Raw genomic sequence first — 18061 nt, 5'->3', positions numbered from 1 at the left:
CACTGCACCCCTGCGCCGGGCGACGGGAGGGTGGATACCCACCCCGGCGGGGTATCAGTGATGCAGGTGGGTCGGGAGGTGATGCGGTGGGCGTGTCGCGGCGGTTCGACGCCTTCCAGCGCCGTCACCGGTGGGCGGCGCTCCCGATCGCGGTCGTCTACAAGTTCGTCGACGACCAGGGCGCGTACCTCGCCGCGCTGCTGACCTACTACGGGTTCCTGTCGCTGTTCCCGTTGCTGCTGCTCGGCGTGACGGTGCTGGGCTACGTGCTCCACGGGGACCCGGTGGCACAGCAGGCGGTCGTCTCGTCCGCGCTGCGCAACGTGCCGGTGATCGGCGACCAGATCCGGGAGAACGTGCACACCCTGAGCGGGAGCACCGCCGCGCTCGTCGTCGGTGTCGTCGTGGCGGTGTACGGCGCCCTCGGCGTCACCCAGGCCGCCCAGCACGCGCTCGACGAGGTCTGGGCGGTGCCGCGCGCGGAGCGCCCGAGCATCTGGGCGGCCTACGCCCGGGGCGCGCTCGTGGTGCTGCTCGTCGGCGTCGGGATGATGCTCACGGCGGCCCTGTCGGCCCTGGCGACGTCGGCCGGTGAGACGACCGGGCTCGGCGGGCTCGGGCGCGGCACGGCCACCGCGGTGGGCGTGGTGGTCAACATCGGCCTGTTCTTCCTGGCCTACCACCTGCTGCCGGCCCGGCGGGTCGGCGTGCGCGACCGCTGGATCGGGGCCGTGGTGGCCGGCGTGACCTGGCAGGTGCTGCTCTCGGCCGGGACGTGGCTCGTGGGCACGCGACTGCAGGGCGCCAGCGCGAGCTACGGGTTCTTCGGCATCGTGCTCGGCCTGCTGGCCTGGATCTATCTGGCGGCTTCGGTGTTCGTGCTGTGCGCCGAGCTCGACGCCGTCCTCGCCCGCCGCCTGCACCCCCGCAGCCTGTTCAGCATGTATCCCGACGACCGCGACACCACGGCCGCCGACCGCCGCGCCTACGCGTCGTACGCCGAGTCCGAGCGGCAGAAGGACCACCAGACGGTGGACGTCACCTTCCACGAGGAGCCGGCCCCGGGGGTGCCGAGGCCGCGGGCGCCGCAGGAGCCGCCGCAGCGGGCGCCGTCCGAGTGAGCGCCCGGCGCCGCGCGACCCCGACCACGACGAGGACGACCACCTCCAGCAGCGGCGCCGGGAAGCCGAGCACGGCGGTGAGGGCGACGTCGCCGACCGGAGCGAGGACCCCGGCGGCGACGAGCGACGCCCCGGCCTGCGGGAGCTTCGTGCGACCCCGCGCCCGATCGCGCCGTGCCACCGGTGTGCGCGACCACGGCTTCGCCACCGACAGCCACGCCTGGACGGCGACCGCCGACGCCATGGTGCTCGCGCCCGCCACCTGTCCCGCGGGCGCCGGCGCGCCACCGGCGGCGAGCTCGTCGAGCACCGGCGAGAGGATCGCGATCCCGGCGTAGAGCTGCACGAGGGTGATCGCCGCCTTGGCCGCGACCCACCAGTGGTGCACCAGGCCCCACGACGTCGTCCACGCCAGCACGAGACCCGTGGTCGTCGACGCGTTGGCCGCGACGGCCAGCAGGTACACGTCGAGGTGGCGCGCCATGGCGACCGCGGCGCCGGCGACGGCCGGGTCGCTGCGCGAGAGGCCGAGCAGGATCGCGAGCGCGGCGGCCCCGGTCATCCAGGCCGTGGAGCTGACGACGTGCAGCCACACCAGCAGATGGCGCCAGTGCCTGGTGGCCCGGAGGGTGGTCACGACGACCAGCGTCGTGATCACGGGCTCCCGGGACATCGGGGCGATCCCGGGGACGCCCCCGACGGCGTGTACGCCGGTCGACGTAGGGCCCCGATCGCGTGGAGTCGGGGTTCCAACGGCACGGCGAGTGGTACTCGGGGTCGTCGCGACCTGATGATCAGGCCCGTCTCCGCTGCACCTCCGCGGCGTCCACTCCTCCCCGTCCGCGAAGGAGCCCGCGTGGCGAGTGCGTCCCCTCCCGATCGCTATCGCCTCCACGAGCGCCTCGGAGGAGCCACGAGCAGCGTCCACCGGGCGCGTGACGTCCTCCTGCAGCGCGACGTGGTGATCAAGTCGTTCCCCGGGGCCGACGGGCGGGATCGATGGGAGCGCGACGCCCTCCTGCGCGAGCGGCTCGGTCCCGACCGGGCGATGGAGGTTCTCGACGGCGCCCCCGACGGGGCCGACGGGCCGTTCGTCGTCATGCCGCTCGCCCGCGACGGGAGCCTCGACGACGCCGGTCCGCGGGACCCGGAGGCGGCCGCCGTGCTCGTCGCCCGCCTCGCCGTGGGACTGGGCCGTCTGCACCGCCGCGGTCTCGCGCACGGCGGCGTCCGCGCCGACGCGGTGCTGCTCGACCCCGCCCTCGGCCCCCGCTGGACCGGTGGCGGCGCACCCGCCCCGGCCGACGCCACGCCGGAGGACGACGTCGCCGGGCTGGCGCACGTCGCCGTCGTCGCCGCGACCGGCCGGCTCCCGGTCGTTCCCGCGGCGTCGGACGAGGTCGTCGACGCCGTGCGCGCCCTGGTGCTCGACGCCGCCGACACCGGCGCGCGGGAGCGGTTGCGCGCCGGCCTGGCGGCCCACGCCGCGGCGGTCGCCGGGCGCGGGCGACCCCGGCAGTGCGCCGCCTCCCGCGGGCTGTCGGCCCGGCGCCGGTCCGGTCGCTCCCGGGTCACGGTGCTCGCGGCCTTCCTCGCGGCCGCGATCCTGGGTGGAGCGTTCGGCGCGGGCGTCGGCAGTGCCCCCGCCTCCGTGGTCGCCGGCACGATCGGCGAGCCGGCGGTGCTCGGCCCCGGCCCCGGGCTGGCCCCGGCCCGTGCCCTGCTGGTGCCCGACCCCGACCCCGACCCGGGACCCGATGCCGCGGCCGCGGATCCGGAGGCCGCGCCGTCGCCCCCGCCGCCCGGGGAGAACCGGGCCGGTTCGGGTGGCTCCTCGTCCTCGGGTGTGCGGGCCGCGTCCTCCGTCCGGCACCGCTCCGAGAGCCGGTCCGAGAGCCGGTCCGAGAGCCGATCCGGGAACCGCTCCGAGGAGCGGCCGGAGAGCCGCTCGGAGGAGCGATCGGACGACTCCGACGAAGGCTCCGCCGGCTCCGACACCGAGGAGCAGGACACCGACTCCGGCAGCGGCGCCGACGACGGGGACGGCGCCGGCGACGACGGGCGCTCCGACTCCCGCGCGGGCCGCGGTCTCGTCGGCGGCCTGCTCGACGCGGTGCTCTGACGTCCCGCTCCGGCCGTCCCGCTCCGGCCGTCCCGCTCCGGCCGTCCCGCGAAGGCACGACGGCCCGCGTCCCCGGTGGGGGCGCGGGCCGTTGTCGGTGCCGCCGCAGAGGTGGAGCGTCAGGCCTGCTTGATGGCCGAGACGTCGAACTCGAGGCCGATCTTCTCGGAGACGAGCACGCCGCCCGTCTCGAGCGCGGCGTTGAAGGTGATGCCCCAGTCCTTGCGGTTGATCGTGGTGGCGCCCTCGAAGCCGGCGCGGACGTTGCCGAACGGGTCCTTGGCGAGGCCGGTGAAGTCGAACGGGACGGTCACGGACCTGGTGGTGTCGCGGATCGTCAGGTCACCGGTGATGGTGAAGGTCTCGCCGTCCCTCTCGACCGAGGTCGAGCGGAAGGTGATCTCCGGGTAGACGTTCACGGCGAGGAAGTCGTCGCCCTGGACGTGGCCGTCGCGCTGCTCCTGGCCGGTGTCCAGGCTGTTGGCGGCGATGACGATCTCGGTCGACGACAGCGACGCGTCCTCGCCGATCGAGGCGGTGCCCCGGAACTCACCGAACGATCCGCGGACCTTGGTGACCATGGCGTGCCGAGCGGTGAAACCGATGCGCGTGTGCGCGGGGTCGATCTGGTAGTCACCCGCGAGCTCGAGGGTCGGCGCGGCGGTCTCGGTCATGTCGTCCTCCGTGGGACTTGAAGCATCAACTTTCAGGGCACAGCTTAGCACTGTCGGTTGAGCCGTCAACTATGAGGCCGCGCTGTGACGGGGGTCTCGTCGGGTGCGGGTGTCAGGCCAGGGTGCCGAGGTCCCCGTCGCCCACGACGACCGGGCCGTCCCAGCGGGCGGTGACGGCGCCGGCGAAGGCCTCCGCGCCCGTGCCGCGCACCTGGACGATCAGCCGGTCGCCGGCCAGCCCCGTGGCGCTGCGGGCGAAGCGGGCGATCGCGTCGGGCTCCCAGGCCGCGGGGACGACGCTCACCGCGACCCGCACGGTCGTGGTCGCGAGCAGAACGGCCAGCGCCTGCGCGGTCGCAGGCCAGTGGTGGCGTTCCGGGGCGCTCTCCGCGCCGCACGGGATGACGACCACGGCGACGCCGTCGGCCTCCGCGGCGCGGGCCCGGTCGAGCATCGCGTCGAGGTCGCGGGATCCGCCCGCGGGGGTGACGAGACCGTGGTCGACACGATCGAGGACGACCACGCTGGGCGGGGCGAGGGTCACGGTGCTGGGCTCCAGAGCAGGGGTCGCGAGGGGACACACAACAGGGCACCCACCCGGACGGGGGTGCTCAGGCGGTCCGGCGACAGCGCTCGTCGAAGGCGTCGTACCGACGGCTCGGCCAGAACGGCTCGAGCGTCTCCCCGGTCATGCGCGCGAGTCTGCCCCCGGCCCCGGAGAGGGACAAGCGTTACCTTCGCCTCATGGAGCAGGCCGACCTCAAGCCCCGCAGCCGCGACGTCACCGACGGGATGGAACGGGCCGCGGCCCGCGGGATGCTGCGCGCGGTCGGGATGCGCGACGACGACTTCGCCAAGCCACAGATCGGCGTCGCGTCGTCGTGGAACGAGATCACCCCGTGCAACCTCTCGCTGGACCGGTTGGCCACTGCGGCCAAGGAGGGCGTGCACCACGCCGGCGGCTATCCCATGGAGTTCGGCACGATCTCGGTCTCCGACGGGATCTCCATGGGCCACGTCGGCATGCACTACTCGCTGGTGAGTCGTGAGGTCATCGCCGACTCGGTGGAGACGGTGGTGTCCGCCGAGCGCCTCGACGGGACGATCACGCTCGCCGGCTGCGACAAGTCGCTGCCCGGGATGCTCATGGCCGCCGCGCGCCTCGATCTCGCGTCGGTGTTCCTCTACGCCGGGTCGATCATGCCGGGCACCGTGGATGGCAAGGAGGTGTCGATCATCGACGCCTTCGAGGCCGTCGGTGCGTGCGCGCGCGGCCTGATCACCCGGGAGAAGGTCGACGAGATCGAGCGTGCGATCTGCCCGGGGGAGGGCGCCTGCGGCGGCATGTACACCGCGAACACGATGGCGTGCGCCGCCGAGGCGATGGGGATGTCCCTGCCCGGATCGTCGTCGCCGCCCTCGGCCGACCGCCGGCGCGACGGGTTCGCCCGCGCCTCCGGCGACGCCGTCGTCGGCATGCTCCGGCGCGGCCACACGGCCCGCGACATCATGACTCTCGAGGCCTTCGAGAACGCGATCGCGATCGTCATGGCGTTCGGCGGGTCCACCAATGCCGTCCTGCACCTGCTGGCGATCGCGCGGGAGGCCGGCGTCGCACTCGAGCTCGACGACTTCAACCGCATCGGCGACAAGGTCCCCCACCTCGCCGACGTCAAGCCGTTCGGGCGCTGGATGATGAACACCGTCGACCGCGTCGGCGGCGTCCCGGTGGTCATGAGGGCCCTGCTCGACGCGGGGCTGATCCACGGCGACTGCCTCACCGTCACCGGGAGGACGGTCGCGGAGAACCTCGAGGAGCTGCGCCCCGAGGGCCTCGACGGCGAGATCCTGCGTCCGCTGTCGAACCCCATCCACCCCACCGGCGGGCTGACGATCCTGCGCGGCTCGCTGGCTCCCGACGGCGCGGTCGTGAAGTCGGCGGGCTTCGACACGGCGTCGTTCGAGGGTACCGCCCGGGTCTTCGACGGCGAGGCGGGCGCGATGGCGGCCGTCGAGGCGTCCGGCCCGGACGGGCTGCAGCCCGGCGACGTCGTCGTGATCCGCAACGAGGGCCCGCGGGGCGGTCCGGGCATGCGCGAGATGCTCGCGGTCACCGGCGCGATCAAGGGCGCGGGTCTCGGCAAGGACGTCCTGCTGCTCACCGACGGCCGCTTCTCCGGCGGCACGACCGGGCTCTGCGTCGGCCACGTCGCGCCCGAGGCCGACCACGGCGGCCCCATCGCGTTCGTCCGCGACGGCGACCGCATCCGGCTCGACCTCGCCGCCCGCACCCTGGATCTGCTGGTCCCCGACGAGGAGCTGGCGGCGCGTCGCGAGGGCTGGACCACACCGCCGCCGAAGCACCGCACCGGCGTGCTCGGCAAGTACGCCCGCCTCGTCGGGTCCGCGGCCGAGGGTGCCGTGGTCGGGTTTGCCTGAACGGGCGCGCTTCGAGGACCTCCGGATCCGCGACCTCTACGACCTTCTCGCGCTGCGGGTGCGCGTGTTCGTCGTCGAGCAGGGCTGCGCCTACCAGGAGCTCGACGGCCTCGACGCCGCCGCCGAGCACGTGTGGACGCGCGGGCCGTCGGGCGAGATCGCCGCCTACCTGCGCGTGCTCGACGACGGTGGTGACGTGCGGCTGGGGCGGATCGTCACCGCGCCCGAGCACCGCGGCACCGGCGCCGGAGCGGCGCTGATGCGCGCAGTACTGTCGGGGATCGAGGGCCCCGTGGTGCTCGGCGCCCAAGTGCAGGCGCGGGGGTTCTACGAACGCCTCGGCTTCGCGGTCGACGGCCCGGGCTACGACGAGGACGGGATCCCGCACGTGCCGATGCGGCGGCCCTGAGCTCCCGGTTCGTCCGACCGATGGGCACCTCCGGTCGGGTAGACGGGCGAGGGGTGCCCCTCGCCGGAACGTGCCGATCACCCAGGTGCCTCACAGCCGCCTCTCAGGACCCGCGGGGATCGTGGGGAGCGTGGAACTCCTGCTCATCGTTCTCGTCATCGGCGGCCTGCTCGCCCTCGTGCTCACGCGCGGGCGGGGACGGGGCACCACCGCCCAGAGTCAGCTCGGCGACGCCGAGGCCGAGGCCCGCCGCTGGTACGAGCGGCTCGGCGGCCAGGTGCTGAACCTGACCGGCTCCGACGACCCGTCCAAGCAGGCGCTCGCGGACGCCGCCGAGCGCTACACCGCCGCCGGCTCCCAGCTCGAGCAGGCGACCACGGCGCCGCAGTACCGCCTGGTCACCGACACCGCGCTCGAGGGCCTCTACTACGTGCGCGCCGCGCGCACGGCGATGGGCATGGACCCCGGCCCCGAGCTCCCCGGCTCCGCCGAGCGGTCCCGCGCCGGGGCGCTGGACGCCGAGCAGTCCGTCGACGTCGAGGGCCGCAGCGTCACGGGTTCGCCGCAGCCGTCCGCGCAGAACAACCACTACTACCCGGGCGGCATGGTCGGCGGGCGCCCCGTGCCCGCCGGCTGGTACTCCGAGCCGTGGTGGAAGCCGATGCTCCTCGGCGGCGTCGGCGCCGTCGGCGGGATGATGGTCGCGAGCGCGCTGTTCTCCGGCTTCGGCGCCGCGGCGGTCGGGGGCGACGCGATGGCGGCCGACACGGGCGACGGGTTCGACGGCGGCACGGACCCGGGGATGGATCCCGGGATGGACGCGGGTTCCGACGGCGGCGACTTCGGCGGCGGAGGCTTCGACTTCGGAGACTGGTGACCCGGTCTCTGCGAGATGCGGCGCCCGCGCGTGGGCGACGCCCAGGAACTCGTGCTCCGGGAACAACCGGGTCGTGGTCCCGCCGCCTCGCGGCGGTCGACCCGTCGCCACCGCGGTTCCTCGACCATCAGCGTCCCAGTCGTCGATGTCCGTGCGGGCCGTCGATCACCCACGCCACCAGGGCATCCGCCCCGGGGGGCGCGCCGCCCTGACCGAAGCGGGTGCGGCGGACGGCGCCGTCGTCGCCTTCGACCGCGAGCTCGTAGGCGAAGGCGTCGGCGACCCCCGTGGTGGCGGCGGGCTCGGGGTCCGGGAACTCGCAGGCGTCGACCAGCCCGGTCAGCTGCGCGGTCGCGTCGGCGTCGAGCTCGCCGGCGTCGACCTCCACGGTGAGCACCATGCCCGCGACGCCCCCGGAGCGGACGACCCTGACCTTCATCGCTCCGGCTCCGCTTCGCGACGCGTCGAAGCCACCGTCATCGCGGGTCCGCGGCGAGCCGGACCTTCACCGTCTCCCACCCGCCGCGCACGGCCTCCTGCTGCGCCGAGCCCACGCCGTAGCGCTCGCCGGCCGCGGCGACGGTGAGCGCCGCGCAGGCGGCGAAGTCGGCGGTCGGGGCCAGCTGTCCGCCCGTGAGCACCGCGTACCAGACCGGGCCGACGGTCTCCCACGCCTTCCCGCCCAGCTCGCGGGCGGCCTCGGCGAACGCGCGGTTGGGGATGCCGGAGTTGACGTGCACGCCGCCGTTGTCGTTGCGCGGGTCGTCGTCGGCGGGTAGGTCGGCGTAGGAGTCCATGTCCGCGGGCTGGTCGTCGCCGTCCCACGCCGTGCCCGGCGCGATCATGTTGCGCAGCGCCCCGCCGAGCGCGGGCTCGAGGATGCCCTCGCCGACGAGCCACGTGGCCGCCGTCGCGTCCGTGCTCTCCGTGCGCTGCCTGACGAGCACCCCGAACACGTCGGAGAACGACTCGTTGAGCGCCCCGCTCTGCCCCCGGTACTCCAGGCCGGCACTGAACTGGGTGACGCCGTGGGTCAGTTCGTGGGCGACGACGTCGAGCGCGCGGGTGAGCCCGCCGGCGACGAACACGCCACCCCCGCCGTCGCCGTAGACCATCTGGTCGCCGGTCCAGAACGCGTTGTCGTAGCGGCGGCCGAAGTGCACCGACGAGACGAGGTCGAGCCCGCGGCCGTCGATCGAGTCGCGCCCGAACACCTCGCGGAAGAAGCTCGCCGTGGTGGCGGCGCCGTCGAAGGCCTCGTCGACCGCGGCGTCGCCGGTCGGGGGGTCGTCGGTGCCCCGGACCCGCCGGCCCGGCAGCGCCGACTCCTCGCCGCCGGCGACGTCGAAGACGGTGTTCTCCGGGCCGTCCGCCGCGGCCTCGGCGGGCAGGAAGGCGAGGTCGGCGGGGGACAGGCCGAACCGCCTCAGCGTCGGGCCCAGCGCGGAGCGTCGCGAGCGGAGCTCGGCCGAGAGCAGGAGCGTGCGCAGCGCCGCGTCGCGCTCCCGGCGCCCGCCGCGATCCGCGACCGTCAGTAGCAGCGTGGGCGGGGCGATCTCGCAGCGGCAGCCGATCACACCGGTCAGTCTGCCCGAGACCACCGACACCCCCCGTGCTCCCACCCGCGCGATCGATCTCTGGGAGACTGGGGGAGTACGCGGCGCCGCACCGGCGCCCGTGGGTCGTCAGCACACCGCGCCCGGCGCGGTCTCCCCTCCACGACGGACGGGCCGACGCTCGCGGCCCCCACCGTTCCCCGTGGAGAGGTCTCCGACATCCCGACGACGTCTGCCCCCCGCTCGCCCTTCGCGTCCCTCGGCTTCCCCGCCGCGGTCGTCGACGAGCTCGCGGCCCGCGGCATCACCGACCCCACCCCGATCCAGCAGGCCGCGATCCCGGACGCCCTGTCCGGCCGGGACCTGCTGGGACGGGGCCGTACCGGCAGCGGCAAGACCCTGGCCTTCGGGCTGCCGCTGCTGTCCCGCCTCGCCGGCGGGCGCAGGATCTCCAAGCGGCCCCGCGGCCTCGTGCTGCTGCCCACCCGCGAGCTCGCGAGCCAGGTTCGCGACGCCCTCGCGCCGCTCGCCGAGGCCCTCGGGCTACGCCAGACCGTCGTCTACGGCGGCGTCGGCCAGGGCCGCCAGGCCGAGGCGCTGCGCGGCGGGGTCGACCTGCTCATCGCCTGCCCCGGACGCCTCGAGGACCTGCTCGGGCAGGGTCTGGTCGACCTCGACCGTGTCGAGGTCACCGTGCTCGACGAGGCCGACCACATGAGCGACCTCGGCTTCCTGCCGGCCGTGCGCCGCCTGCTGAGCCGCACCCCGCGCGACGGCCAGCGGATGCTCTTCTCCGCGACACTCGACGGCGAGGTCGACCGCGTGGTGCGGGAGTTCCTGCACGACCCGGTGACCCACAGCGTCGACACCGCGCGGGAGCCGGTGCCCGACATGACCCACCACGTCTTCACGGTCGACCCCACCCACCGCACGGCCGTGGTCAACGAGCTCGCCGCAGGCCACGGGCGCAGCATGCTGTTCACCCGCACCAAGCACGCGGCCCGCAAGCTCTCCCGCCAGCTCACCGCGGCCGGGATCCCGGCGACCGAGCTGCACGGCAACCTGTCGCAGCCGGCCCGAGACCGGAACCTCGCGGGCTTCGCGTCCGGGGACGTGCGCGTCCTGGTGGCCACCGACATCGCGGCGCGCGGCATCCACGTCGACGACGTCGCGCTGGTCGTGCACGTCGACCCGCCGGCCGAGCACAAGGCGTACACGCACCGGTCCGGGCGCACCGCGCGCGCCGGGTCGGCCGGTGACGTCGTCACGCTCGTGCCGCCGGCCGAACGCTCCGAGGTCGCGTCGATGACGCGCAAGGCGGGGATCACGCCGCGGACCGCGACCGTGACGCCGGGTGCGCGCGAGATCGTCGAGCTCGTCGGCGAGCCCGCGCCCCGCGTCGATCCCGAGAACGGTCCCGAGTCGGCGTCCCGCAAGCCGGCGCCGCCTGCGCCGGCGGGCGGCTCCGGCGGGTCGCGTCGGGCCGGGCGCTCCGGGTCCGCCGGGGGCGGCGGTGGTGGCGGCGGTGGTGGCGGCGGTCGCTCGGGTGGCGGTCGCTCGGGTGGCGGTCGCTCGGGTGGCGGTCGCTCGGGGGGCGGTCGATCCGGCGGGGGTCGGGGTTCCGGTGTCGGTGCCTCGGCCGGTGCTTCGAGCGGCGGGGGCCGTCCCCGGCGCGGCGGGTCGTCCGCGGGCTCGTCCGGTGGCGGCCGTGCCCGGTCGGGGTCGTCCTCCGGCGGCGGTCAGGGCTCGACCCCGCCGGCCGCGCACTCCGCGGCGGCGCACTCCGCCCGGTCGAGCGCGGGCCGGGGCCGCGGCCGAGGACGCTGACCGATTTCTCACCGTGCGTAGCTGATCTCTGCGCCGTGAGCGTCGTCGCGCTCCGAGGTTGGCGTGGTGCGTCCGCCTGGTAGCCACGCTGACGGTGAACGGCAGGACATCCACCAGCTCGATCGGTCGCTCCCGGTACGGGCGATGCGGCATCGCTGGCGTCCGTCGCCAGGACCGCCACACCGTCGCTCGCCCGACACGCCGACACGGCGACGCCCGCGGAGCCGGATGGCTCCGCGGGCGTCGGGGTGTCCCGTCAGGTCGTGATCAACGGGGACTTCCGTGCGTGTCGTCGCAGCGAGATACCCGTTCGCTGTGGCGCAGGGGCGTCAGGCGGCTGCGCTGCCCGCCTCGTCCGTCGACGTGGGCGACTCGGCGGACTCGGTCGACGCGGCGGCATCGGGGCTCGCGACGCCGTCGATGGCGATGCGCCGGGCGCCGGGCTCGGTGGCCTCGGCGTGGGCGCCCGCGACACGCAGCGTCAGGACGCCGGCGTCGTAGGACGCGGAGACCGCATCGGCGTCGACGTGCTGCGGCAGGGTGAAGCTCCGGCGGAACGAGCCGTAGCGGCTCTGGCGGAAGCCCTCGCCGGACTGCTCGTCGCGGCGCTCACCGCGGACGCTCAGGCGGTCACCGTCGACCTCGACGGTGACGTCCTTGGCGACGTCCACGCCGGGCAGCTCGAGGCGAACGACGGCGTCGTCGCCGTCACGCACCACGTCGGTGGTCGGCGCGAACCAGGCCTGCCCACGGCTCGGGCCGGGACGGCGGAACAGGGCCGGGGCGACGGCGAACGGGTCGACGAAGCGCGGGCCCCAGGGGATCAAGCTGGTCATGATGGGTTCCCTCTCGATGCGAAGGCGGCCCGTCCTTGCGGGCCCTCGACTCATGCAACATGAGTCCGGCTCGCTCAATTCCCTGAACGCCAAGAAACCCGGTGCTGGCCGAGCTGGTGGACCTCCCGACGTTGAACGTCAGCGTGGCCGCCGGGCCGAGGCGGCTCGTACGCGAGGGTGACTAGTGGGCGCGGCCGTCGCGGACGTCGGCGTAGCGGGCGCGCACGGTCCCGGAGATCGAGGAGTCGGTGACCTCGCGGGTGGTCTCGCGCGCCACGGTCCAGCCGGGCTCCTCGCCGTGCAACGCCCAGGCGGCCTGGCGTGCGGCGCCGAGAGCCACGTACTCCTGGGGCGAGAGCACCTCGACGGGCAGGCCGAGGATGTCGGGCGCGAGGTCGGCCACCGCGCCCGAGCGCGAGCCGCCGCCGATCAGCAACGCCCGGCGCGCCGGCACCCCCTGTTCGACGAGGGCGTCGACGGCGTCCGCGAGCCCGCACAGCATGCCCTCGACGGTCGCGCGCGCCAGGTTCTCGCGGGTCGCGTTGGTCGTGGTCAGCCCGACGTAGCGCCCCTGTGCCTCGGGGCGGTTGGGGGTGCGCTCGCCGTCGAGATACGGCAGCAGGGTCAAGCCGCCCGCGCCCGGGGACGCGTCCAGGGCGAGCGCGTCGAACCCGGAAGGATCCACGCCCAGCAGTGCCGCGCCGGCTCCGAGCACCCGGGCGGCGTTGAGCGTGGCGAGCAGCGGCAGGTAGCCCCCACGCGCGTCGGCGAACCCCGCGACGAGCCCGGAGGCGTCGGTGGAGGGCCGGTCGTGGCCGGTGAACACGGCGCCGGAGGTGCCGATCGAGATCACGATCTCGCCCGGCCCCGGCCCGATCGCCAGCGCCGCGCCGGCGTTGTCGCCCGTGCCCGCGGAGATCGCCAGCCCGTCCGGGGTGTGGCCGACGACCTCGCCGGGCCCGGCCACCCGCGGCACCGCGAGGTCCCGCCCGAACGCCAACTCGAGCAGGTCGGGGCGGTACTCGCCGGTGACCGTCGACCAGTAGCCGGTGCCCGAGGCATCGCCGCGGTCGGTGGTCGGCTCGGTCGGGGCGCCGGCGAGGCGCCACGTCAGCCAGTCGTGCGGCAGCATCACCGAGCGCGCCCGGGCGGCGTTGTCGGGCTCCGCCCGCGACGTCCAGCGCAGCTTCGTGGCGGTGATGCTCGCGACCGGGACGGTGCCGACGGCGTCGGCCCACGCCGCGGGACCGCCGAGCTCGTCGATCAGCGCCCGCGCGTCGGGCGCCGAGCGCGTGTCGTTCCAGAGCAGCGCGTCGCGCACCGGCTCGCCGGCCTCGTCGAGCAGCACCATCCCGTGCTGCTGACCGGCCACCCCGATCGCCGCGACGTCGTCCGTGCCGACCTCGCCCAGCGCGCCGGCCAGCGCGTCCCACCAGGCGCGCGGGTCGACCTCCGTCCCCTCGGGATGGGGCCGCCGCGCCTCGCGGATCACGCTGCCGTCGGTCGGATCGACGACGAGGACCTTGGTGGCCTGGGTCGAGGAGTCGACCCCGGCGACGTACGTCGTAGAACGCGCCATGCCCGCAGTATCCCCAGGACGAGGGTCCGTGAGGTGATCGGCGAGGGTTCCGGGAGCGGTTCGTCGTCGCCGGCGAGGACATGCTCTCGCTGCGCATGGTCGACGCGCTGGTCGGCCAGGGGCCACGGGGACGACGGAGGTCGTCGTGCTCACCCGCGCCCGGCGGGGCCGACGTCGGGTCGGCGACCTCGGTCGCCCTGGTCCACCGCGACGACGTCGTCACCATCCGCCCGGGGCTGCGCGTCCAGGAGCTCGCGCCCGCCACCCGGCTCGAGGTCCGTCTCCACGCCCCGGCGCCATCGGGGCGGATCCGGGGCGACCGGCGTCACCCGCGGTGGGCTGATCGACGGGCGCCCCCGCCGCACATGATTGTCCTTGACTGAAATCGCACGATATCGTTACAGGACTTTCGACGAACGAAGGGGAGTCCCACGATGGACACGGTCACCGACGTCCTGAGCGTGACGCGGCGGATCGACGCACCGGTCGGAGCGGTGTTCGCGGTCCTCGCCGACCCGGCGCACCACGCGGCGATCGACGGCACCGGCTGGGTGCGCGAGCCGCTGGACGCGGACGCCATCACCGGCGCCGGGCAGATCTTCGGCATGGGGATGTTCCACAGCAACCACCCCGACGGCGACTACCGGATGCACAACCGGGTCGAGCTCTTCGAGCCGCCGCGGGCCATCGCGTGGCAGCCGGGCCAGTACGGCCCGGACGGGGAGATCGGCTACGGCGGCTGGACGTGGCGCTACGACCTCCTCGCCGTCGGCCCGGACGCGTGTGAGGTGACGCTGACCTACGACTGGTCGGCGGTGCCGGCGTTCCTCCGCGAGCACATCAGCTTCCCGCCGTTCGGCGAGGACCACCTGCGCCGGTCCTTGGACAATCTCGCAGGCCTGAGCTAGCGCGGGCAGCCGCACGACTCCCGGATCCGCAGCTGCGGCGCGATCCGCCGGGTGGTGGGCGGGGTGTCGGGGTCGGCGATCCGCGCGAGCAGCAGCTCCACGGCCGTGGTCGCGATCTCACCGAACGGCTGGGCGACGACCGTCAGGCGCGGCGAGAACAGGTCGGCCCAGGGGAAGTCGTCGAACGCCGCGACGGCGACGTCGCACGGCACCTCCAGCCCGGCTTCGCGCAGCGCCTGCATCATGCCGATGGCCATGCTGTTGTTCCCGGCGACGATCGCGGTCGGCGGCTCCTCGAGGCCGAGCAGCTGCTGCGTCGCCGCGCGGGAGGGCTCGGTGGCCGAGGACCCGCTGACCTCGAGGTCGGGGTCGACGGGCAGGCCGCGGGCCGCCAGGGCATCGCGGTACCCGTCACGCCGCTCAACGGTGGTGGCGAGCCCTTCGAGGCCGGTGATCAGCGCGATCCGCGTGTGGCCGTGGTCGGCGAGGTGGCCGGTCAGTGCCGCGGTGGCTTCGCGGTTCTCGGTGCCGACCTGGTCGTGGGCGGGGTCGATCAGCCGGTCGAGCAGCACCGTGGGCACCTCGTGGCGCCGCAGGTAGGCCAGTGCCGCCTCGGGTCGCGCCGAGGGCGCCACGACCATCCCGTCGACCCGGTGGTGGTGCAGCCGCGTGACGACGGTCAGCTCGTAGTCCGGGTCCTCGTGCGGGTCGACGAGCAGCAGCGTGTAGCCCGCCGCGGCGGCCGCGTTCTCGGCGGCGCTCAGCAGCTCGCCGAAGTACGGGTTGGAGATCGCCGAGAGCACCAGGCCCATCGTCGTGGTGCGCGCGGTGGCGAGCGAGCGGGCGACGGTGTTCGGCGTGTAGTGGGTGGCCGCGACCGCCGAGAGGACGAGCTCGCGGGTCCGGGCGCGCACCGGGCGCGTGCCGTTGAGGACGTGCGACACCGTGGCCGTGGAGACGCCGGCCATCCGCGCGACGTCCGCCATCGTGGCCATGGCGCGGCTCCTGTCTTCCGGCGATGTCGTCCGATCAGCGGCGACCGTCGATGTGTGTTTGTACCCCGACCTGGACGGTCGGCGCTTCCCGCGCCACTGACGCGGTTAAGCGCTTGCATGCTACTGAGAGCACCTTTACGGTCACCCCACCGCACGTGGCCCACATCACGGTCGACGGGCGGCGGTCGGGTGGGATCGGCGGACACGGCGGGCGGGAGACGCGATGCGCGGCGCGGCGCGGCGGGGGCGGAGCCGGCTTCCGGCGGTGCTCGGAGCGATGGTGGCGACTCTCGGGCTCCTCGCCGGGTGCTCCGGAGCCGGCGCGCTCGGGGCCGAGGAGGGCGTCGAGACGGTCACCGTCGCCATCGTGTCCAACCCGCAGATGGAAGACGCGATCTCGATGGCGCCGGAGTTCGAGGCCGAACACCCGGGGATCCGCCTGCGCTTCGTCTCACTGTCGGAGAACGAGGCCCGCGCCAAGATCACCGCCTCGGTGGCCACCGGCGGCGGCGAGTTCGACATCGTGATGATCTCGAACTACGAGACGCCGCAGTGGGCGCAGAACGGCTGGCTCACCGACCTCGAGCCCTACATGGCCGCCACCCCGGGCTACGACCGCGCCGACTTCATCCCGACCGTGCGCGATTCGCTGTCGTACGAGGGCCGGATGTACTCGGTGCCGTTCTACGGCGAGTCGTCGTTCCTCATGTACCGCAAGGACCTCTTCGAGCAGGCCGGCATCCAGATGCCGGCGCAGCCCACCTGGCAGCAGGTCGCCGAGTACGCGGCGCGTCTCGACCAGGGCCCGGGCCAGCAGCGCGGCATCTGCCTGCGCGGCAAGCCCGGCTGGGGCGAGGTCATGGCCCCGCTCGACACCGTCATCAACACCTTCGGCGGGCGCTGGTTCGACCCGCAGTGGCAGGCCCAGCTCACCTCGCCCGAGGTGCGCAACGCCGTGCAGTTCTACGTCGACCTCGTCCGCCAGCACGGCCAGCCCGGCGCCTCGCAGTCCGGCTTCTCCGAGTGCGCCACGCAGTTCGGGCAGGGCCAGGTCGCCATGTGGTACGACGCGACGTCGGCCGCGGGCACCGTCGAGGACCCGGCGGAGTCCACGGTCTCCGGCCGCATCGGTTACGCGCCGGCGCCGACCGTCGCGACCCCGTCCTCGGGCTGGCTCTACACCTGGTCGCTGGGCATCCCGCAGACGTCGCCCCGCAAGGACGCGGCCTGGCAGTTCATGTCCTGGATGACGAGCAAGGACTACATCCTGAAGGCCGGCACCAACCCCGACGTCGGCTGGACGTCGGTACCGCCCGGGTCTCGGCAGTCGACCTACCAGGTCCCGCAGTACCAGCAGGTGGCGAGCGCCTACGCCCCGCTGATCCTCGACGGTCTGCAGCGGGCCAACCCGCAGCAGCCGACCGTGCAGCCGGTCCCGTACCAGGGGGTGCAGTTCGTCCGTATCCCCGAGTTCCAGGACCTCGGCACCCGCGTCAGCCAGCAGATCAGCGCCGCGATCGCCGGTCAGATCACCGTGGACGAGGCCCTGGAGCAGTCGCAGAACTACGCGGAGACGGTGGGGGAGAGCTACCAGCGATGAGCGACACCAAGCAGTCGGCTCAGCACGCCGACAGGGGAGCTGGAGCCGGCCGATGACAGCCACACTGGACGAACGCCCCGCCGCGCCGGAGAGCGCAGGCGGCAAGCCGATGGTCGACAAGGCCGAGGGCTGGCGACGCCGGGGGCCCCTGCTGCCCGCGCTGATCTTCACGATCATCGTCACTCAGATCCCGTTCATCCTGACGCTCTACTACTCCCTGCAGTCGTGGAACCTGGTGCGGCCCGGGTCGCAGGAGTTCGTCTGGTTCGCGAACTACCTCGACGTCTTCGCCGACAGCCAGTTCCGCCAGGTCGCGCTCAACACCGTGGTCATGACGCTGGGCTCGGTGCTCATCGCCGTGGTCCTCGGCCTGTTGCTGGCGCTGCTGCTCAACCGCCAGTTCCTCGGACGCGGGGTGGTGCGCACGCTGCTCATCACGCCGTTCCTCATCACCCCGGTGGCGGCCGCGCTGCTGTGGCGCACGGTGCTGCTCGACCCGACGCTGGGTCTCGTCAACTTCGTGCTCTCGCCGTTCGGGGCGTCGGGCACGGAGTGGATCAGCAACTACCCGCTGGCCTCGGTGATGGCCGCGCTGGTCTGGCAGTGGACGCCGTTCATGATGCTGCTGTTGCTCGCGGGCCTGCAGAGCATGCCGACCGACCAGCTCGAGGCGGCCCGCGTCGACGGGGCGAGTGCGTGGTCGACGTTCCGCGAGCTGACGCTGCCGCACCTGCGCCGCTTCATCGAGCTCGGTGTCGTGCTCGGCACGATCTACCTGGTCAACACCTTCGACACGGTCTACATGATGACCCAGGGCGGACCGGGTGTGGCCAGCGCGAACCTGCCGTTCTACATCTACCAGCGCGCCTTCCTGGGCTTCGACATCGGACAGTCGGCGGCGATGGGGGTGGTCGTGGTGATCCTGACCCTCATCGCGGCGAACTTCGCCCTGCGCCTGATCTTCCGTTCGTTCAGCGGCGAGCAGGAGGCAGCTGCCTAATGCTTCTGTCAAGCGGCTTGGACCGGCCGATGGTCGAGACGGTAAGGCTGGCGGGTGCGCAACATGGCGTGCAGGACGTTGACCCGCCGGCGAGCGAGCGCAATCACGGCTTGTTGAT

The 18061-nt window shown here is 74.0% G+C and carries 18 protein-coding genes; 10 read left to right on the top strand and 8 right to left on the bottom strand.

Annotation, left to right across the window (positions count from 1 at the left end):
• Window positions 1–86 precede the first annotated feature (86 nt).
• The gene (locus AC2A1K_RS31120; protein WP_483900229.1) at window positions 87–1121 is read left to right on the top strand and encodes a YihY/virulence factor BrkB family protein; all 1035 of its coding nucleotides are present in this window, start codon (window positions 87–89) and stop codon (window positions 1119–1121) included.
• Here AC2A1K_RS31120 and AC2A1K_RS31115 read toward each other — a convergent pair.
• Entirely contained in the window at window positions 1039–1794 is a 756-nt protein-coding gene (locus AC2A1K_RS31115; RefSeq protein ID WP_483900228.1) for a hypothetical protein, read from the bottom strand. The two genes, AC2A1K_RS31120 and AC2A1K_RS31115, sit on opposite strands and share 83 nt — an antisense overlap.
• A 183-nt stretch (window positions 1795–1977) precedes the next feature.
• Between AC2A1K_RS31115 and AC2A1K_RS31110 the strand changes: the two genes are divergently transcribed.
• Window positions 1978–3243 carry a protein kinase family protein gene (locus tag AC2A1K_RS31110; protein ID WP_483900227.1) on the top strand — a complete coding sequence of 422 codons (1266 nt, stop codon included), beginning with the start codon at window positions 1978–1980 and terminating at the stop codon, window positions 3241–3243.
• Between the two features lie 119 nt (window positions 3244–3362).
• On the opposite strand, the gene AC2A1K_RS31105 is transcribed toward AC2A1K_RS31110, so the two are convergent.
• Entirely contained in the window at window positions 3363–3917 is a 555-nt protein-coding gene (locus AC2A1K_RS31105; RefSeq protein ID WP_483900226.1) for a YceI family protein, read from the bottom strand.
• A 112-nt stretch (window positions 3918–4029) separates the two neighbouring features.
• Window positions 4030–4461, bottom strand: a complete 432-nt coding sequence (locus tag AC2A1K_RS31100; protein WP_483900225.1) for a hypothetical protein — start codon at window positions 4459–4461, stop codon at window positions 4030–4032.
• Between the two features lie 200 nt (window positions 4462–4661).
• On the opposite strand from AC2A1K_RS31100, the gene ilvD reads away from it, so the two are divergent.
• The 3 genes from ilvD to AC2A1K_RS31085 all read left to right on the top strand — a co-directional run bounded on the left by ilvD (window position 4662) and on the right by AC2A1K_RS31085 (window position 7642).
• On the top strand, window positions 4662–6356 hold the full coding sequence (ilvD, locus tag AC2A1K_RS31095; RefSeq protein WP_483900224.1) for a dihydroxy-acid dehydratase: 1695 nt from the start codon (window positions 4662–4664) through the stop codon (window positions 6354–6356).
• Window positions 6349–6765, top strand: coding sequence for a GNAT family N-acetyltransferase (locus AC2A1K_RS31090; RefSeq protein ID WP_483900223.1), 417 nt, complete (start codon window positions 6349–6351; stop codon window positions 6763–6765). Before ilvD ends, AC2A1K_RS31090 begins: the two co-directional genes overlap by 8 nt.
• 130 nt (window positions 6766–6895) lie before the next feature.
• Window positions 6896–7642 carry a hypothetical protein gene (locus AC2A1K_RS31085; RefSeq protein ID WP_483900222.1) on the top strand — a complete coding sequence of 249 codons (747 nt, stop codon included), beginning with the start codon at window positions 6896–6898 and terminating at the stop codon, window positions 7640–7642.
• Between the two features lie 127 nt (window positions 7643–7769).
• Here the strand turns inward: AC2A1K_RS31085 and AC2A1K_RS31080 are convergent, their stop codons facing one another.
• Together AC2A1K_RS31080 and AC2A1K_RS31075 are read right to left on the bottom strand one after the other, a co-directional pair.
• Window positions 7770–8081 carry a protealysin inhibitor emfourin gene (locus tag AC2A1K_RS31080; protein WP_483900221.1) on the bottom strand — a complete coding sequence of 104 codons (312 nt, stop codon included), beginning with the start codon at window positions 8079–8081 and terminating at the stop codon, window positions 7770–7772.
• Window positions 8082–8118: 37 nt separating this feature from the next.
• On the bottom strand, window positions 8119–9219 hold the full coding sequence (locus tag AC2A1K_RS31075) for a M4 family metallopeptidase (RefSeq protein WP_483900220.1): 1101 nt from the start codon (window positions 9217–9219) through the stop codon (window positions 8119–8121).
• 198 nt (window positions 9220–9417) lie between these two features.
• On the opposite strand from AC2A1K_RS31075, the gene AC2A1K_RS31070 reads away from it, so the two are divergent.
• Entirely contained in the window at window positions 9418–11025 is a 1608-nt protein-coding gene (locus AC2A1K_RS31070; protein ID WP_483900251.1) for a DEAD/DEAH box helicase, read from the top strand.
• A gap of 329 nt (window positions 11026–11354) precedes the next feature.
• On the opposite strand, the gene AC2A1K_RS31065 is transcribed toward AC2A1K_RS31070, so the two are convergent.
• A complete protein-coding gene (locus AC2A1K_RS31065; RefSeq protein ID WP_483900219.1) occupies window positions 11355–11861 on the bottom strand; it encodes an Hsp20/alpha crystallin family protein in 507 nt (168 codons plus the stop codon).
• A gap of 181 nt (window positions 11862–12042) precedes the next feature.
• Window positions 12043–13440: a xylulokinase gene (xylB, locus tag AC2A1K_RS31060; protein ID WP_483900218.1), complete on the bottom strand. Its 1398-nt coding sequence runs from the start codon at window positions 13438–13440 to the stop codon at window positions 12043–12045.
• An 80-nt stretch (window positions 13441–13520) separates the two neighbouring features.
• Here xylB and AC2A1K_RS31055 point away from each other — a divergent pair, with 80 nt between their 5' ends.
• Together AC2A1K_RS31055 and AC2A1K_RS31050 are read left to right on the top strand one after the other, a co-directional pair.
• Window positions 13521–13823 carry a hypothetical protein gene (locus AC2A1K_RS31055; protein ID WP_483900217.1) on the top strand — a complete coding sequence of 101 codons (303 nt, stop codon included), beginning with the start codon at window positions 13521–13523 and terminating at the stop codon, window positions 13821–13823.
• 51 nt (window positions 13824–13874) lie between these two features.
• Complete coding sequence (locus AC2A1K_RS31050; RefSeq protein ID WP_483900216.1) at window positions 13875–14348, top strand: SRPBCC family protein; 474 nt, start codon at window positions 13875–13877, stop codon at window positions 14346–14348.
• On the opposite strand, the gene AC2A1K_RS31045 is transcribed toward AC2A1K_RS31050, so the two are convergent.
• Window positions 14345–15343: a LacI family DNA-binding transcriptional regulator gene (locus AC2A1K_RS31045; protein WP_483900215.1), complete on the bottom strand. Its 999-nt coding sequence runs from the start codon at window positions 15341–15343 to the stop codon at window positions 14345–14347. The genes AC2A1K_RS31050 and AC2A1K_RS31045 overlap by 4 nt on opposite strands.
• A 277-nt stretch (window positions 15344–15620) precedes the next feature.
• Here AC2A1K_RS31045 and AC2A1K_RS31040 point away from each other — a divergent pair, with 277 nt between their 5' ends.
• Both AC2A1K_RS31040 and AC2A1K_RS31035 read left to right on the top strand, forming a co-directional pair.
• Window positions 15621–16943, top strand: coding sequence for an ABC transporter substrate-binding protein (locus AC2A1K_RS31040; RefSeq protein ID WP_483900214.1), 1323 nt, complete (start codon window positions 15621–15623; stop codon window positions 16941–16943).
• A gap of 52 nt (window positions 16944–16995) precedes the next feature.
• Window positions 16996–17943, top strand: coding sequence for a carbohydrate ABC transporter permease (locus AC2A1K_RS31035; RefSeq protein WP_483900213.1), 948 nt, complete (start codon window positions 16996–16998; stop codon window positions 17941–17943).
• Window positions 17944–18061 lie beyond the last annotated feature (118 nt).

This window comes from Actinomycetospora sp. 2LY8.5, assembly GCF_057180585.1.
This window is presented reverse-complemented; position numbering and strand designations above follow the sequence as displayed.

What these genes read in the sequence shown, in the direction of transcription:
- AC2A1K_RS31115 (WP_483900228.1), bottom strand. Translation starts at nt 1,794, where the DNA reads ATGTCCCGGGAGCCCGTGATCACGACGCTGGTCGTCGTGACCACCCTC.
- AC2A1K_RS31105 (WP_483900226.1), bottom strand. Translation starts at nt 3,917, where the DNA reads ATGACCGAGACCGCCGCGCCGACCCTCGAGCTCGCGGGTGACTACCAG.
- ilvD (WP_483900224.1), top strand. Translation starts at nt 4,662, where the DNA reads ATGGAGCAGGCCGACCTCAAGCCCCGCAGCCGCGACGTCACCGACGGG.
- AC2A1K_RS31080 (WP_483900221.1), bottom strand. Translation starts at nt 8,081, where the DNA reads ATGAAGGTCAGGGTCGTCCGCTCCGGGGGCGTCGCGGGCATGGTGCTC.
- AC2A1K_RS31065 (WP_483900219.1), bottom strand. Translation starts at nt 11,861, where the DNA reads ATGACCAGCTTGATCCCCTGGGGCCCGCGCTTCGTCGACCCGTTCGCC.
- xylB (WP_483900218.1), bottom strand. Translation starts at nt 13,440, where the DNA reads ATGGCGCGTTCTACGACGTACGTCGCCGGGGTCGACTCCTCGACCCAG.
- AC2A1K_RS31055 (WP_483900217.1), top strand. Translation starts at nt 13,521, where the DNA reads ATGCTCTCGCTGCGCATGGTCGACGCGCTGGTCGGCCAGGGGCCACGG.
- AC2A1K_RS31050 (WP_483900216.1), top strand. Translation starts at nt 13,875, where the DNA reads ATGGACACGGTCACCGACGTCCTGAGCGTGACGCGGCGGATCGACGCA.
- AC2A1K_RS31045 (WP_483900215.1), bottom strand. Translation starts at nt 15,343, where the DNA reads ATGGCCACGATGGCGGACGTCGCGCGGATGGCCGGCGTCTCCACGGCC.
- AC2A1K_RS31040 (WP_483900214.1), top strand. Translation starts at nt 15,621, where the DNA reads ATGGTGGCGACTCTCGGGCTCCTCGCCGGGTGCTCCGGAGCCGGCGCG.
- AC2A1K_RS31035 (WP_483900213.1), top strand. Translation starts at nt 16,996, where the DNA reads ATGACAGCCACACTGGACGAACGCCCCGCCGCGCCGGAGAGCGCAGGC.